Genomic DNA, 16348 nt, shown 5'->3' on the forward strand with positions numbered 1-16348 from the left:
TCTCCTAGAAAAAATTCCACTCTCTGTCCAGTCACTTACTACCGAACTTACATAGATTATAAGTGTGAAGGGGGTGATGAGGATTATGTTTGGATCATTTGGATGCTGTGATAACTTTAGAGACTGTCATCATCATGAAAGAGAGCGCGACCATCGTGAGAAGGAGAGAGAGGTTAAGCCACAACAACCAGCTGTATGTAACGTACTTGCTAGCATTTCAGTTGGAACAGAGCTTTCTCTATTAAGCGTTAAAGGTGTTGGATCTTTCAACAATGTAATTTTTGAAGGTTTCTGTAACGGTGTTGCTCTTTTCTCTGCTTTAGCTCGTAATAACAATGACAAAGACAATAAAGATAACAACAAAGATGATAAGCACAATCAAAACCGAAATACTTTTACTGGTATTTTACGTGTATGCCCATCTGATATCGTTGCTATCGCTATCTAATTCTGTACCTTATCCTCTAGTAAGAAAATAAGATTTACTTTTCTCATAGAAAAAACCTGAGACCGATTTCAATCGACTCAGGTTTTTTTATTACTTATATGCTTTTAACTAGTTCAACAACTTCTTCAGCAGTTGACATCATTAATGCTTTTTCTGCTAATGTTTCCATTTCTGTTTTTGACAACTTGCTTAGTTGTGTTCTTGCAGGAAGAATAGATGTTGCACTCATACTGAACTCATCTAAACCTAATCCTAATAATAATGGAATAGCAAGTGAATCGCCCGCCATCTCACCACACATACCAGCCCATTTGCCTTCTTTATGAGCAGCATCGATAACCATTTTTACAAGACGTAAAATAGATGGGTTATATGGTTGGTATAAGTAAGATACTTGTTCGTTCATACGGTCTGCAGCCATTGTGTATTGGATTAAATCATTTGTTCCAATAGAGAAGAAGTCAACTTCTTTCGCAAATTGATCTGCTAATACTGCTGAAGCTGGGATTTCAACCATCATACCAACTTCAATAGAATCAGAAACAGTTGTACTCGCTTCTACAAGTTTCGCTTTCTCTTCTAATAAAATTGCTTTCGCTTGACGGAACTCATCAAGAGTTGCAATCATTGGGAACATAATTTTTAAGTTACCGTATACGCTAGCACGAAGTAATGCACGAAGTTGTGTACGGAACACATCTTGCTCATCAAGACATAAGCGAATTGCACGGTATCCTAAGAATGGGTTCATTTCTTTTGGTAAATGTAAGTATGGAAGCTCTTTATCTCCACCGATATCAAGTGTACGAACAACGACTGGTTGACCCTCTTTTACACCTTCAAGAACTGCTTTATACGCTTCGAACTGCTCTTCTTCTGTTGGAAGATTGTCACGGCCCATGTATAAGAATTCTGTACGGTATAAGCCAACGCCTTCTCCGCCATTATCGATAATACCTTGTACATCATTTGGTGTTCCGATATTTGCAACAAGCTCAACGTGATGTCCGTCACTTGTTACAGTAGCTTGGTCTTTTAATTTTGCCCATTCAGCTTTTTGCTCTTCAAATTTCGCTTTCTTTTCTTCAAACGAACGAAGAGTTTCTTCTGATGGGTTTACAATTACTTCTCCATCTAAACCGTCAATGATAACGATATCGCCGTTTTGGATTTTTTCCATAACAACTTTCGTACCAACAACAGCTGGAATTTCCATAGAACGAGCCATAATTGCAGAGTGAGATGTACGTCCACCGATATCAGTAGTAAAACCTTTTGCATACTTACGGTTTAACTGAGCTGTATCAGATGGTGTTAAATCTTCAGCAATGATGATTACCTCTTCAGAAATTGTACCAGGATTTGAGAAGTTAATTCCTAGTAAATGTGCAAGAACGCGTTTTGTTACGTCACGAATGTCCGCAGCACGTTCTTTCATATATTCGTTATCCATGTTTTCAAACATAGAAATAAACATTGATGCAACTTCATCCATTGCAAATTCAGCATTTACTTTTTCGCTATTTACTTTATCTTTTACTGGGTTTACTAGTTCTGGATCATTTAACACTAATAAATGTGCTTCAAAGATCGCAGCTTTGTCAGCACCTAGTTCAGCAAATGCGTGGTCTTTAATAGCTTCTAATTCAGTTTTTGCTTTCTCAAGCGCAGCGTCTAAGCGTGCAATTTCTGCAGCTTCGTTTGTAATTGATTTCTTTTCGATGTTAAATTCAGGATTTTCAAGTCTGAAAGCCTTTGCAATAGCAATCCCACTTGATGCAGCGATCCCTTGAATATTAAGAGTCATTATTCTCCTAATCCTTCGTTTTTCATAGTTTCTTCGATAGCTGCTAGTGCTTGAGCTGCATCATCACCATTTGCAGTGATTTTAATTTCTGCGTTTTGTTGAATGCCTAAAGACATAACGCCCATGATTGATTTTAAATTAACGTTCTTTCCGTTATACTCTAAGTTAATGTCAGAACCGAATTTGCTTGCAGTGTTTACAAGTAGAGTTGCTGGACGAGCATGAATTCCTGAGTCGCTAGTTACTTTAAAGATTTTTTCCATGATAATTTATCTCCTTTAAATTACAGTATTTTTTAGTTGTATAGACGTGAGTACTACACCATCTATTGTATATAATAGGCGATGTTCGGTCAACCACATCGCCTATTATAATTATAAACATTTTGCGTCAAATTCCTACTGAATGTCAATAATAGCGGTTTCGCCCTTCTTAACATTTCCATCTTTTTTCAATTCGACTTGTTGCCCTTGTTGTAAGTTTGTAAAGACAATTGGTGTAATGATAGATGGTGCATTTTCTTTTACAAATGCAAGATCTACTTTTAATAATGGTTGGCCTTGTTTCACCTTGTCGCCTTGTGCTACAAGCGCTTCAAAACCTTCACCATTTAATTTTACAGTATCAATACCAAAGTGGATTAAAATTTCTTTTCCGCCTTCAGATTGAATACCAATCGCATGTTTTGTAGGGAATACATTGACAATCTCACCATTAACTGGAGAAACTACTGTTCCTTCAGTTGGCTCAATTGCAAATCCATCTCCCATCATTTTTCCTGAGAATACTTGGTCAGGTACTTCTGTAATCGGTAAGATTTTCCCTTCAATTGGTGATACAATTGTTTCATTTTCATCAACTTTTTGAGGAGTTTCTTCCACTTTTACAGGTTCTTCTTTTTCAACATGAGGTGTACGGCCTGACATAATATCATGAATTTGTGATTTTAATGTGTCAGATTTCGGTCCGAAAATAGCTTGAATGTTATTTCCAACTTCAAGTACACCAGCTGCTCCAAGTTCTTTTAAGCGGTCTTTGTTTACATTCTTTTGTTCGTTAACTTGAACACGTAAACGAGTAATACAAGCATCTAAAGAAGCAATGTTTTCTTTACCACCAAGTGCTACTAATACTTCACGAGGAAGTTCGCCTGCTTCTGCTTTTCCTGCGCCGTCATTTGCATTTGCCACTTCACGACCAGGTGTTTTTAGATTCCATTTACGAATTGCAAAGCGGAATCCGAAGTAGTAAATAACTGCTAGTACAAGACCAACAATAATTACCCACCACCATGCTGTACGGCCTGGTAGTACACCGAATAATAGGAAGTCAATTAAACCACCAGAGAATGTCATACCAATTTTAACACCTAAAATTTGCATTGTCATAAATGATAGACCAGCAAATACAGCGTGAATTCCGAATAATACTGGCGCTACGAATAAGAATGAAAATTCAAGTGGCTCTGTAATACCTGTTAAGAAAGATGTTAATGCTGCAGAACCTAAAATACCTGCTGCTAATTTTTTATTTTCTGGACGTGCTTCATGGTACATTGCTAAAGCTGCTGCTGGAAGACCAAACATCATGAACGGATACTTACCAGTTGTAAATGTACCTGCTGTTAATTCTACACCGTCTTTTAACTGTGCCATAAAGATTTTTTGGTCACCACGGATTAATTCGCCAGCTGCATTTGTATACTGACCGAATTCGAACCAGAACGGTGAATAGAAAATGTGATGTAATCCAAATGGAATTAATGAACGTTCAATTAAACCGAATATAAATGCTGCGATTGTTCTATTTGCATCAATCATTTGATGTGAGAACGTGTTTAAGCCACCTTGAATGTATGGCCAAATGAAGCACATGATAATACCTACTATTAAAGAGAATGTTGCAGTTGCGATCGGTACGAAACGCTTACCTGCAAAGAAACCTAAGTATGATGGTAATTCAATGTTGAAGTATTTATTATAGCAATATGCCGCTACTATCCCGACGATAATACCACCAAATACTCCTGTTTGTAGCGTTGGAATACCTAATACGTTTGCATACGCTGGATCTGCAAATCCAATTTTTACTGGGTCTGCTCCAGAACTTGTTACTTTCACTAGCTTATCTACTTCTAAGAACACACTCATCGTTTTGTTCATAATTAAGTAGCCGACGAATGCTGCTAAACCAGCTACTCCGTCTCCACCAGCTAAACCAATTGCTACCCCAACTGCGAATAATAATGCAAGGTTAGCGAAAATAATATCACCAGATTGTTCCATAATTTTTGCAACCATTACGAACCAATCTGCTTTTAAAGCAGGAATAACATTTGTTAACTGTGGATTTTGAAATGCATTACCAAATCCAAGTAAAATACCTGCCGCCGGTAAAATCGCTACTGGAAGCATTAACGCTTTCCCGACTTTTTGAAGAACACCAAAGATCTTCTTAAACATGGAAACCCTTCCTCTCTTATCTATATTGATACCTTCCGACAAACGCCAAAAAGACATGAGGAAAAAAAGATAGAACGATAGCTATACAAAGGGTAGTATATCCCTTTCTCTAGCTTACATTCCTTACTTTTCTCCACTCATGCCTGATCGAATCAGTAACACGTGTCAAAAATAGGTTTACGTATAAGTTCACTATAATTAAGGCAAACGTTTTCGTTACTCACCTTAATGTGTTTGTCGAAATTTGTATAACTTTGCAATAGTTATTATACATAACTATTGTAAGCGATTCAATCATTTTTTTTAACGTTTTCATTTTAGACAAAAATATATAACTTTTTACACATGCTCTGCCTTTACTAAGCGTTGCAAGTGCATCGTTAAATAAATACTTTCAGCTTCATATACAGGTAGTTGCAACTCTTTTTGCATGACCTTAACTAGCTTCCAAGCCAAGTTATAGCAAACTGGATACTCGGCCTTTAATAAATCAGCAAAACTTTGTGATTCCTCTACTTTTTCTCCTTTTTTCACCCTCTCAATAGCATATTGAAGATGACGAATAAGACGTAAATAATGAATGCTCTCTTGATCTAATGTAATTTGTAAGTTTGTCTCAATTAAAGATACAAGTTGTGCAATGAGACGGGAGTTTTGATTAACTGAAGATAAATCAGAATTTGTAAGCGAACTGTAAATGTGAAGTGCAATAAAACCAATTTCTCCTTCAGGCAATGCAATTTGCAAACGAGAATTTAAAAGTTCCACAACACCTTCCGCAATTTCATATTCCTCTGGATAGAGCATTTTTGTTTCAACTAAAAAAGGGTTATCAATTGTAAGTCCTTGTTTTAACCTTTTAATCGCAAATGAAATATGATCTGTTAACGCAATATGAATATGTTCATTTAGTGGAGATTTCGCTTTCCCTTGAATGTACAGCATAATATCGTTCATCAATTCAATTAATTTTTCACTAATATGCGGCACTAATAATTTGTACTGTTCACGATCACGTTCATTTTTTAAGACAAACATTTTTTCGATTTGTTCTTGCTCCAAGACATCTTTCGCTTTTTTCCCAAATCCAATTCCTTTACCAATCACTACTACTTCCTCGTGTTCCGGATGGCTAGCAATGATGACATTATTATTTAAAACTTTTTTAATTTCTAGATAATTACTCATATAACACCACCCTCGTACTTAAATAGCCTACTTTTATGTTACAGAATATTCTTCTTTGTCGTCAATGTAAAACATCTGCCATTTAATAAAAATTCATTTTTTAGACATGTTTATATATGATGCGTATAATGTAAGAGCAACTGTACATAGAAAGGGGATAACAGCATGATTAAAATGTTTGTAAGTGATATCGATGGTACAATGATGCAACACGGAGGTTTTATTGACGAACAAGATGTTGCGGCACTGCGCAGCCTTGCCGAGCAAAATGTTATTCTTTGCTTCGCTTCCGGAAGACTTGATAATGAAATTGCAGACTTAATGAAAGCTGTAAATACAAATTTTCATCGTATTAGTGTAAATGGTGTTTTTGTATATACACATGAAAATAAACAACTATTATCTGCAACTTTTGATTCCAGCATACTTCCCGATTTGTTAGCTATGACGAATGAAGATCCTTATTTCCGTTATGTAAGTGATGAACATAATTATTACATTGAAGAGAAAACACCTTTTATTCAAGAACTTGAACAACAGGTAACTATGACTTCTGTTGAAGAACCAAACTTACTACAGAAAATTGATGATACAATTTTCCCAAATAAAATTTCTGTCGGTGGAACAAAGGAGAACTTACAACTCCTTCAGAAAAAAATTGATGAAAAATTCCACGGGAAAGTTAGTACTTTCATCTCTGCAGAACAATGTTTAGATGTAATGCCACCAAATGTTAGTAAAGGCTCTGCCATTTCTGTTTTATTAAATGAGTTTCAAATAAAACCTGAGGAAATTGCTTGTATAGGGGATTCTTATAATGACATTCCTATGTTTTCTTTAACTCCTCACAGTTTTGCTATGTCGCAAGCAGATGATGCAGTAAAAAATCACGCTCACTATGTAGTAAATCACGTCAAAGATGCTGTTAACCACGTAATTACTCATAATAAAAATACGACTCATTCCTTATAAGGATGAGTCGTATTTTTATTTCTTTACATGTTAACCATTTTCAATTCCACTGTACTTCACAAACTGAAATATACTATTTGTTACGTGCGATATTCGTAATAAATTTATAACGATCTCCACGATAAATACATTTCACGTACTCTAGCGGTACCTCACCTTCTGAATATGACCATTGACGCATGACAAGTACAGGCGCCTTTTTAGGAATATGCAGATGTTCAGCTTCATTTTCCGTCGCAACGGAAGCTTCAATTGACTGAGTAGCGCTAACAAGTTTAAAGCCCAGTTTTTTCTCTAAATGTTCATATAAAGATTGTTGCAATATCTCTTCGTTAATATCTTTTACAAGAGCTGGCGACAAATATGTCGTCTCAAAAGCAATCGGTTCATCATCAGCTAAGCGAATACGCCTCACTTCATAAACCGATTCCCCCTCCTGTATTCTTAACCGGTCTGCTATTTTAGCAGTAGCTGGAACTAGGCGGAAACTAAGTAATTGACTACTTGGATTCATTCCACGAGAAATCATGTCTTCTGTGAATCCCGTCATTCCTTGCAACTTTTGTTCCACTTTCGGAAGTTGGACAAATGTTCCAATTCCACGCTTCCGATATAAATAGCCTTGTTCCACTAAATTATTAATCGCCTGTCTGATTGTCATACGACTCACTTCGAACTTATCACAAAGTTCATTCTCAGATGGGATTTTATCTCCCGGCTTCCATTCGCCGTCCTCAATTAGCTGTTTCACCCACTCTTGAATCTGATAATAGATCGGAAATGGTGAATACTTGTCGATGTTCATCAGCAATCGCCTCACTGCATAAAGATAGAGCTTCTTGATCAGCGATTACGGTTACATTCGGATGACGTTGTAAAACTGTAGCCGGACACTCTTCACTATATTCACCTTGCAATAATTCTTTAACAGCTTCTGCCTTTTTAGAACCCATCGCAACAAGTAGAACTTGTTTCGCTTTCATAATGCTTCCAATTCCCATTGTAATCGCATGAGTTGGCACATCTTCTTCTTTTTCGAAGAAGCGAAGGTTTGCTTGGCGTGTAGATTCTGTTAATTCAACAATGTTTGTTGGAGAATTAAACGGTGTTCCTGGCTCATTAAATCCGATGTGACCGTTTTCACCGATTCCAAGAATCTGTAGGTCAACTGGGTTAGCAGCTAGAATGCTCTCGTAACGTTTGCACTCTTCCTCTAAATCACTTGCCATCCCGTTTGGTACATAAGTTTGTTTAAATGGAAGATGATCAAACAACTGTTCTTGCATGAAATAGTGATAGCTGTTTTTATCTTCATGTGGTAAATTTACGTACTCATCTAAGTTTACAGTGGTTACACGGCTTGTATCAAGTTTATTTTTTCGTATTTCTGCATAAATACCTAATGGAGAGCTTCCTGTAGCCATTCCTAATGTTGGATTTTCTTTTGTTTTTACAACTTCTTCAATTAATTTATAACCTGCTTCTGCTAATTCTTCTGGAGTTTTTACAACAAGAATATTCATTTAATTACTTCCCTTCCTTCATATGAATTCCTAAACGAACCGTATCATATACATGTAAATCTTCATTCATCACAACAAAGTCTGCATCTTTTCCTACCGCTAATGCACCTTTATTATTTAATCCAAACTCTTCTGCTTGGTTAACTGATGTCATCAGTACTGCATCTTCGATTGAACAACCTGTAAATTCAATTACATTTCGGAAAGCTTGATCCATTTTTAGGATACTACCAGCTAACGTTCCATCTTCTAATCGAGCACTACCATCTTTTACATGTACTGGCTGTCCGCCAAGCTCATATAATCCATCTTCAAGACCTTTTGCACGCATTGCGTCAGTAATAACACTTACTTTTTTCGGTCCTTTTAACTTATATGCTAATTTCACCATATCAGGGTGAATATGAATACCATCTGTAATTACTTCAACCATTACATCTGGATTTAATAACACATGACCAACAACTCCTGGTTCACGGTGATGTAATCCACGCATTTGATTGTATAAATGTGTCGCATGTGTAATCTTTCTATTTTTTAGTTGTGCATCAATTGCATCTGTATGCCCCATTGTGCCAACTACACCAGTTTCAGCAAGATATTGTTCAAACTCTAATGCTCCCTCTTCTTCTGGTGCATATGTTACTAATTTAATTAAATTCCCACTTGCTTCTTGCCATTGTTTAAATTGCTCAATATTTGCAGGAACGATATGTTCAAGTGGTTGTGCACCTGCACGTTTCTTTGAAACATAAGGTCCTTCTAAGTGAATATATTCGAAATGCGCTCCTTTTTCTTTTGCTTCTTTCGCAGCAGTTAGCGCTGCTTCAATTGCCTCTGGAGCTTGTGTCATTGTTGTTGGGAAGTAAGTTGTAACCCCTTCTTTTAACATTTCTTTACCTAGAGTTACTAACCCATCGCTATTTGCATCCATCGCATCAATATCGTATCCACCATGAATATGAACATCGATCATACCTGGAATTACAATCTTCCCTGTAGCATCAAAAACAGTTTCATTTTCTTGTGGTACATATTGAGCCATCAAACCAATTTCTTTAATGGTTTCTGCGTAACGAATAAATCCGTTTTCCACTATTTCTTGACCTGTGTAAATTTTGGCATTGATGACAATTTGCGTTTTCATTTTCATCGATCCTTTCCCATGAAATACCTACTTGTTATTATTACCTTATTCGCCTAGTTCCATCTTAATATATGCACGAGTAGTTGTCTATACATTCTAATGAAATTTCCTTTTTATTCAACAGAAAAGGAAATTTCTTACGTCCCTTATAATTATAATATATATTATTCATTTTTCCAAAAAGGGACAGTATCCACCCCTAATATAGAAATCACTTCAACAATGGCATTAAACCGCTAGATTTTAACATAACATGTTCACCATCTGTTTCTATTTCTACTGTACGTTTATTTGTTCTATATACCATTATACCGTGCCTTTTCAAGCGCTTTACTACACTTTGATGAGGATGTCCATACGGATTACTACTCCCGTACGACAGAATAGCAAACTGCGGTTCCACTTTTTTTATAAACGTTTCACTTGTTGAAGTATATGAGCCGTGATGCCCCACTTTCAAAACATCTGCATGCACATCAAATTGTTTTAATATTTCATTTTCTGTCCGTACATCCGCGTCACCCATTAATAAAAAATCCGCTTTTCCATATCGTACCTTTAAAACAATTGAGGATTCATTATTTTCATCTTTTGATTTCCCGTTGTTTAATACTTGTATAGAAACATGTGGATCCAGCGGTATATATTGTCCTTCCTTTACTGAAACGAAAGGTATCCCTCTTTTTTTAATATTATTCCGATACGTATGATAAGTAAGAGAACTATATGTTTTTCCACTATCTAATATAAGCGATACCGGCATTTGCTCTACAATTGGAATTAACCCCCCTATATGATCCATATCGGGATGCGTACTGACAATTACATCTAAATGATTAATCCCTTTCTCAATTAATTTCTGAATAATAACCTCTCCTGCTTCATAAGGTCCTCCATCAATTAACATTGTTTGTCCATTTGGCATTATAATAAGTGTTGCGTCACCTTGCCCCACTTTTAAAAAGCTCACTTTCATTTTACTAAGATGTTGCCGATGCATATGTAAAGGAGACGTAGTATGAATAGACATCATATACCTTTTAGCTGATGCGCTATTTAAAGAAAAACATAATAAAACAGAAGCTAATAATAGAATAATCCGCATACCTCTCATAACTCGTCTCCTTTTTTCATTTAGTATGGCACTGTAAATAATTGATATACAAAAAAAGCTTAGCAAAATGCTAAGCTTTTATTTCGATATCTCTTGTAAGGAACCGAAGAATAAATCAGCTTCATTCATTTGTTCATTCTCTTCAGAAAGCGATGGTAAATCATCTAATGTTTTCAATCCAAATGTGTCCAAAAATTCTTTTGTTGTTCCATATAAAATAGGCCGCCCTGGTCCTTCTGCTCTTCCCATTTCTTTTATAAGTAAATGGGAAACCAACGTTTGTAACGCCTTATCGGTTTTAACTCCTCTAATCTCTTCCATCTCAGTCCTTGTGATTGGTTGACGATATGCAACAATCGCTAACGTTTCGAGGGCAGCTTGCGAAAGCGAAGCAGCTGTTGGTGTATCCATTAATTTTTGATAATATGAAGCATGTTCTTTCTTTGTAGCAAAACGATATACTTTTGCATACTGTACAATTTGCAAACCACGGTTTGCACCTTCACATTCTTGTTGCATTTCTTCTAAAATATTAATTACTTCATTCATTTCAATTTCAAGAACTTTCGCTATTTGTTCTGGATAAATCCCTTCATCACCAGAAACAAATAAAAGGCCTTCAATAATTGACTTTTGTTCTTTCCTATCCATTTCACGAGCTCCTTCCTTCTATTTTTCCATAAAAATACACATCAAAAAACCGAATCACAATCAATGCGTTCGGTTCAATACTTTTTCTCTTGTTCCAAACGATACATTAAAACATAGCATGAGATAAAATGTTTCTATCCCATTTTCACATACTTGCTCTATGCAGATTTATTAGAGCTTGATACGAAAATTTCATCAAAATTATGTTCTTGCTCAATTGTGATTTGTTGATTTTTCATAAGTTCCAGAACTGCTAAAAATGTTACAACCATTATTTCACGTTCATCATCAACAAACAAATCATAAAAACTTTGGCGACCACCCTTTATTTTTAACTGCTTTAAAATATCAGTCATTCGTTGTTCAATTGGTATTTCTTGACGAGTAATACGTGTTGTTACAGGTTTTTTTGCCTTTTTACGGCGCATTAATTTTTGAAATGCTGCTAGCATATCATATAACGTAACATCAAGAGGTAAACTTGTCTCCTCTTCTTGTTCCAACGATGTAAAGTCAATTGGCGGACGTGTATATAGCTGTGCTCTTTCTTGTTCTCTTTCTTTTAACTCAGTAGCAACTTGCTTATATTTCTTATATTCAATTAACCTCTCCATCAATTCTTGACGAGGATCATCTATAAAATCATCACCGTTATCAAGTACATCTTCTTCATGTTTCGGCAACAACATCTTACTTTTAATTTGTAATAACGTTGCGGCCATTACTAAATACTCACTTGCAACATCTAATTGAAGTTCTTTCATCGTATGCACATAAGATAAATATTGCTCTGTAATATCTGCTACAGGAATATTATATATATCAATTTCATAACGATGTATTAAATGTAACAATAGATCCAAAGGCCCTTCAAAAGCCTCTACTTTAAAATTATATTGCACAAAGCATCCCACCACATTTTTTCTATAACAACATAAGTATAGAGCATACTCATGTTCTATCCAACCTTTTTAAGAAATTTAATTAAAAATAGACCAATGCCTATGTCATCATGCCCACCACTTCATATGATAACAGTGTAGTAAGAACAATGTAGGAGGTCAAAAAACTATGGGTCACGTTGATTGTGGTTTTAGCGGTGGGTTCGCATTACTTGTTGTACTGTTTATTTTACTAATTATTGTAGGAGCAGCTTGCTTCTGCTAATATGAACAATAACGGCTAGGGGGAAACCTCCTAGTCGTTTATTGTTCATATTTCTATGATACACTTATATGTATAACCGTTAGATAGGGGCGAAAAAACATGTATCCTACCGAATACATACAATTTTTAATTCATTTCCATGGAGATTATGACTATTTTGAATGTCACGAAATACTAGAAGAGTACTGGAAGACAAAACCAAGAGGTAATCGAGATCATTACTTAGTTGGTCTCATTCAAATTGCAGTTTCTTTATACCACCAAAGACGTGCTAACTGGAATGGTTCCACAAAAATGATGAAAAGCGCAATCACAATTTTAGAAAAAAGCGGTGTGCCTTTACAACGTTTAGGAATTAATCAAGTACAACTTCTTTCCTTGCTCAATGAAAGATTGCAATCTATCCATAAAAAAGAACGTTTTGTACCTTTATTTTTACCCTTATCAGATCCATTGTTAGAGAAGCAGTGCATAGAGTTATGTCAAAAACAAAACCTCTCTTGGAAAGACTTGAATGCTATCCCAGGTGAATATATTATAAACAAGCACACTTTGCGTGATCGCACAGAGGTCATTACTGAACGATACGAACAATTACAAAAAAGAAAGCAGAGATAATAAACTACTTATCTCTGCTTTCACGAATGTATATTTTGTTCTAGCCCTTTACATTTTTCGCAAAAACTTGCCGTTTGCTCATTTCCGCAAATTGTAAACTCAAGAAATTTACTCTTTAACTCTTGAACCATCTTCGTCCCAATCCCCACATGACGGTGAGACGGGTTCACACTCAAATGCTGAATTTCTAATACATGATTCTCTTTTTTTACAATCCCCATTATTCCAACAAAATCTTCATTTTCTTTCCACAAATACAATTGCCAATCATCTTTTGCTTCATATTCTTTCATTGTCAATTGTAATGTTTTCACATCTTTTTCAGTTGGCATAAACGAAAGAAGCCCCATTGCAATTTTTTCATAACTTTTTTTAAAACGAATTAACATAACCCTTATCCCTTCTTACAAAAGTTACAAACTAGTAATCCCCTCAATCACTCTTTTCATATCACATTCATTTTACAATATTTTCAACAGAGTGAGAAGAGTCTAAAACAACTTGATAATCATACAAAGCGAAAAGAAGAAAGTCAAATCTATGTTTCAGCACTATTCCTTTAATAAATAGAGTTAAAAAAAGAAAATTTTATATGGAATGGAAAGAAACATATCATTCAACATCACTTCATTCATAGTTACTCTAAAGCAGCACAATTCTAGCAAAATTAATATAACAAAAAATATTTGTTGAAACATATAATGTAATGTATTCTATGTAATTTGTTAAAGGTTTGTTCTCACAAGCAATATATTTTAGCAACAACACTACTTGTATGATGAGCTGTAGAAGAAGTACTCGATTTCATTAAAAATAAAAAAGAGAGCAAAAGCTCTCTTTTTCCTTACCTTATTCTTCCCAAACTTTAACTTCTTTCATTACATCGCCTTGACGCATTTTTAATACTGTTTCAATACCGCTTGTTGCTTTACCGAATACAGTATGAACACCATCTAAATGTGGCTGTGGCTCATGAACGATAAAGAATTGGCTACCGCCTGTGTTACGGCCAGCGTGAGCCATAGAAAGTGATCCTACAAGGTGTCTATGAGGGTTTCCATCAGTTTCACATGGAATAGAGTAACCTGGGCCACCTGCACCTGTACCTGTTGGGTCTCCACCTTGGCTTACGAAGCCAGGAATAACACGGTGGAATGTAACACCGTCATAAAATCCTTGCTCTGCTAATTTTTTAAAGTTTTCTACTGTTTTTGGTGCTTCTTCTGGGAAAAATTCCAAGTCGATTTTTTCACCGTTTTCCATTAATATGTATCCTAAAGTTTTCATACGTATATGTCTCCTTTCAACTATCTCAGCACTATATTACCACATTCATGACTAGAAACAAAAAGAATCCGACAATCTAGATACTTCTTTTTTGAAATGTGGAAAAAGTCAGGTGACAAATAAGAAATATATACTATAATAACTTTGTTGCCCGAAAATTTTAGAAAGAGAAAGGGAGCGATTTTTCGTGAAAACGAAATTACTAGCTCTGCTATTAGCTGTAACGGTATTTATGATGCCAACAGCTTCGTTTGCAGACATCATCGAGGGAGAATCAATTGTTACATTAGGAGAGAACTTATCTGAACAACAAAAACAAGATCTGTTAAAAGAAATGAAAGCACCGAAAGATGCTACAATTATTACTGTATCTAATGCGGAAGAACATAAATTTCTAGAAGGCATTGTTCCAAAAGCACAAATTGGTACGAGAGCAATTTCTTCTTCTATGATTACATACACAAAACCAGGATCTGGTCTTATTGTACGATCAAAGAACATTAACTGGGTAACAGATGCAATGTACACTAACGCTTTGATTACAGCAGGTGTAAAAGATGCAGAAATTCAAATTACTGCACCTTTTAAAGTTTCAGGAACTGCAGCTTTAACTGGATTAATGAAAGCATACGAAACTGCGTCCAATAAACAAATTCCTGAAGAAGTTAAAAAAGTAGCGAATGAAGAAATGGTACAAACAGCCCAGCTTGGTGATAAAATTGGTGAAGAAAAAGCAGTTCAACTTGTTGCAAAAATTAAAGAAGAAATTGCAAAAGAACAGCCAAAAACAACAGAAGATTTACGTTCATTAATTAAAAAAATTGCTGATCAACTCGGCATTACATTGACAGATGAACAGTTAGATAACTTAGTATCGTTATTTGATAAAATGAAAAATCTTAATATTGATTGGAATCAAGTTGGTAGTCAATTAAACAAAGCAAAAGAACACGTTTCTGCCTTCTTAGGTTCTGAAGAAGGACAAAGTTTTCTAGATAAAGTGAAAGATTTCTTCTCAAGTATCATTGATTTTGTTAAATCTTTATTCAAGTAAAAAGAAGCCCGTCAGTGACGGGCTTCTTTTTTATACAAGTAACGGTAATTTCATAACAGCCTCTTCAACCGAACGCACTATATGATTTGCTTTCTCCTTTACATATGGATGGGCATGATGAAGAGTAAATGAATGCGGGGTTACTTCAAACATAGAAATATCATTGAAAGAATCTCCAATACAAGCAACTTCATTTGCTTCAATTTGCAAATGGTCCATTAGTCGCTTTAGAGCACTCCCCTTACTCACCCCTCTTGGCATAATATCAACATAGCGTTTACCTGATATAAAAACTTCCGCTTCGCCTTGAAACGTATCTCGTAGCTCTTGATCTAACGTCACAATTTTCTCTTCTTCTCCAAAAACAAACAATTTTGCAGGGTGTACAGTCTTACCAAACTCTTCTTCTAACGCTTCAATTTCAGCAATATGCACGCCCATATACGCTTCAAACTTATGGTGATGTTCATTCTTCCTTTTTGTATATCGCTGCTCATTTCCACAAACAATATCCGCTAGTCCTTTTTTATGTATATATTGATATATTTCCTGGGCAACCGTATTTTCAAAACTCGATTCATGAAATAAATTCCCATCCGGAAGTAACATTGTCGCTCCATTTAAGCCAGTTGTGTAATATGGGAATGAAAACCTTTTTACAACTTCATCAATTCTGTGTGTAAAACGTCCAGAGGCAAAACAAATATTTGTCCCTTTCTCAGCTAACCAACACAGCGCACGTTCATCTTCTTTTTGCATATGATTCACATCGTAAACGAGCGTGTCATCTAAATCACTTACAAATAATTTAATCATGTCCTCTTCCCCTTCCATACACAATATCTACTCTAAGTGTACACAAAAAATGTTTGATTTTTGTTAAAAAATAATAAATTTTTGCTAAAAAAAA

18 protein-coding genes are annotated in these 16348 nt (G+C 35.4%); 5 read left to right on the forward strand and 13 right to left on the reverse strand.

All coding sequences use genetic code 11. The annotated features are described in order from the left end of the window. Positions 1–85 precede the first annotated feature (85 nt). Positions 86–448 (forward strand): DUF3915 domain-containing protein, encoded by a 363-nt coding sequence (locus AXW78_RS19245; protein ID WP_000468026.1) that lies wholly within the window; start codon positions 86–88, stop codon positions 446–448. 94 nt (positions 449–542) lie between these two features. On the opposite strand, the gene ptsP is transcribed toward AXW78_RS19245, so the two are convergent. From ptsP to glcT, 4 genes are all read right to left on the reverse strand, one after another. Then, positions 543–2255, reverse strand: coding sequence for a phosphoenolpyruvate--protein phosphotransferase (ptsP, locus tag AXW78_RS19250; protein ID WP_061884540.1), 1713 nt, complete (start codon positions 2253–2255; stop codon positions 543–545). Continuing rightward, positions 2255–2518: a phosphocarrier protein HPr gene (gene ptsH, locus AXW78_RS19255; protein ID WP_000411080.1), complete on the reverse strand. Its 264-nt coding sequence runs from the start codon at positions 2516–2518 to the stop codon at positions 2255–2257. The genes ptsP and ptsH overlap by 1 nt, the downstream gene beginning before the upstream one ends. A 135-nt stretch (positions 2519–2653) precedes the next feature. Beyond that, positions 2654–4717 carry a PTS glucose transporter subunit IIABC gene (gene ptsG / locus AXW78_RS19260; RefSeq protein ID WP_000473174.1) on the reverse strand — a complete coding sequence of 688 codons (2064 nt, stop codon included), beginning with the start codon at positions 4715–4717 and terminating at the stop codon, positions 2654–2656. Positions 4718–5056: 339 nt separating this feature from the next. After that, entirely contained in the window at positions 5057–5905 is an 849-nt protein-coding gene (gene glcT / locus AXW78_RS19265) for a glucose PTS transporter transcription antiterminator GlcT (RefSeq protein WP_000073857.1), read from the reverse strand. Between the two features lie 165 nt (positions 5906–6070). Here glcT and AXW78_RS19270 point away from each other — a divergent pair, with 165 nt between their 5' ends. Then, a complete protein-coding gene (locus tag AXW78_RS19270; RefSeq protein WP_061884541.1) occupies positions 6071–6877 on the forward strand; it encodes a Cof-type HAD-IIB family hydrolase in 807 nt (268 codons plus the stop codon). A gap of 73 nt (positions 6878–6950) precedes the next feature. Here the strand turns inward: AXW78_RS19270 and phnF are convergent, their stop codons facing one another. The 6 genes from phnF to scpA all read right to left on the reverse strand — a co-directional run bounded on the left by phnF (position 6951) and on the right by scpA (position 12214). Further along, on the reverse strand, positions 6951–7682 hold the full coding sequence (gene phnF / locus AXW78_RS19275; protein WP_021727649.1) for a phosphonate metabolism transcriptional regulator PhnF: 732 nt from the start codon (positions 7680–7682) through the stop codon (positions 6951–6953). Next, a complete protein-coding gene (gene nagB, locus AXW78_RS19280) occupies positions 7612–8400 on the reverse strand; it encodes a glucosamine-6-phosphate deaminase (protein WP_001024201.1) in 789 nt (262 codons plus the stop codon). Before nagB ends, phnF begins: the two co-directional genes overlap by 71 nt. Before the next feature lie 4 nt (positions 8401–8404). Next, positions 8405–9547: an N-acetylglucosamine-6-phosphate deacetylase gene (gene nagA, locus AXW78_RS19285; RefSeq protein WP_001987227.1), complete on the reverse strand. Its 1143-nt coding sequence runs from the start codon at positions 9545–9547 to the stop codon at positions 8405–8407. A 211-nt stretch (positions 9548–9758) separates the two neighbouring features. Next, a complete protein-coding gene (locus tag AXW78_RS19290; protein ID WP_001214823.1) occupies positions 9759–10661 on the reverse strand; it encodes a ComEC/Rec2 family competence protein in 903 nt (300 codons plus the stop codon). Between the two features lie 78 nt (positions 10662–10739). Further along, positions 10740–11312 carry a segregation/condensation protein ScpB gene (gene scpB, locus AXW78_RS19295; RefSeq protein WP_061884542.1) on the reverse strand — a complete coding sequence of 191 codons (573 nt, stop codon included), beginning with the start codon at positions 11310–11312 and terminating at the stop codon, positions 10740–10742. Between the two features lie 158 nt (positions 11313–11470). Further along, a complete protein-coding gene (gene scpA, locus AXW78_RS19300) occupies positions 11471–12214 on the reverse strand; it encodes a segregation/condensation protein A (protein ID WP_001199748.1) in 744 nt (247 codons plus the stop codon). A gap of 169 nt (positions 12215–12383) precedes the next feature. On the opposite strand from scpA, the gene AXW78_RS19305 reads away from it, so the two are divergent. Both AXW78_RS19305 and AXW78_RS19310 read left to right on the forward strand, forming a co-directional pair. Next, positions 12384–12479: a YjcZ family sporulation protein gene (locus tag AXW78_RS19305; RefSeq protein WP_000510194.1), complete on the forward strand. Its 96-nt coding sequence runs from the start codon at positions 12384–12386 to the stop codon at positions 12477–12479. Positions 12480–12578: 99 nt separating this feature from the next. Further along, the gene (locus AXW78_RS19310) at positions 12579–13097 is read left to right on the forward strand and encodes a DUF309 domain-containing protein (protein WP_000283592.1); all 519 of its coding nucleotides are present in this window, start codon (positions 12579–12581) and stop codon (positions 13095–13097) included. A gap of 20 nt (positions 13098–13117) precedes the next feature. Here the strand turns inward: AXW78_RS19310 and ribT are convergent, their stop codons facing one another. After that, complete coding sequence (gene ribT, locus AXW78_RS19315) at positions 13118–13486, reverse strand: GNAT family N-acetyltransferase RibT (protein ID WP_000908399.1); 369 nt, start codon at positions 13484–13486, stop codon at positions 13118–13120. Between the two features lie 460 nt (positions 13487–13946). Continuing rightward, entirely contained in the window at positions 13947–14384 is a 438-nt protein-coding gene (locus tag AXW78_RS19320; protein WP_000853782.1) for a peptidylprolyl isomerase, read from the reverse strand. Positions 14385–14571: 187 nt separating this feature from the next. On the opposite strand from AXW78_RS19320, the gene AXW78_RS19325 reads away from it, so the two are divergent. Then, entirely contained in the window at positions 14572–15438 is an 867-nt protein-coding gene (locus AXW78_RS19325) for a DUF1002 domain-containing protein (RefSeq protein WP_000850515.1), read from the forward strand. A 30-nt stretch (positions 15439–15468) separates the two neighbouring features. On the opposite strand, the gene AXW78_RS19330 is transcribed toward AXW78_RS19325, so the two are convergent. Further along, positions 15469–16272: an HAD family hydrolase gene (locus AXW78_RS19330; protein ID WP_061884543.1), complete on the reverse strand. Its 804-nt coding sequence runs from the start codon at positions 16270–16272 to the stop codon at positions 15469–15471. Positions 16273–16348: the final 76 nt, after the last annotated feature.

The sequence above is a fragment of the Bacillus thuringiensis genome, assembly GCF_001595725.1.
Taxonomy (GTDB): Bacteria; Bacillota; Bacilli; order Bacillales; family Bacillaceae_G; genus Bacillus_A; species Bacillus_A thuringiensis_K.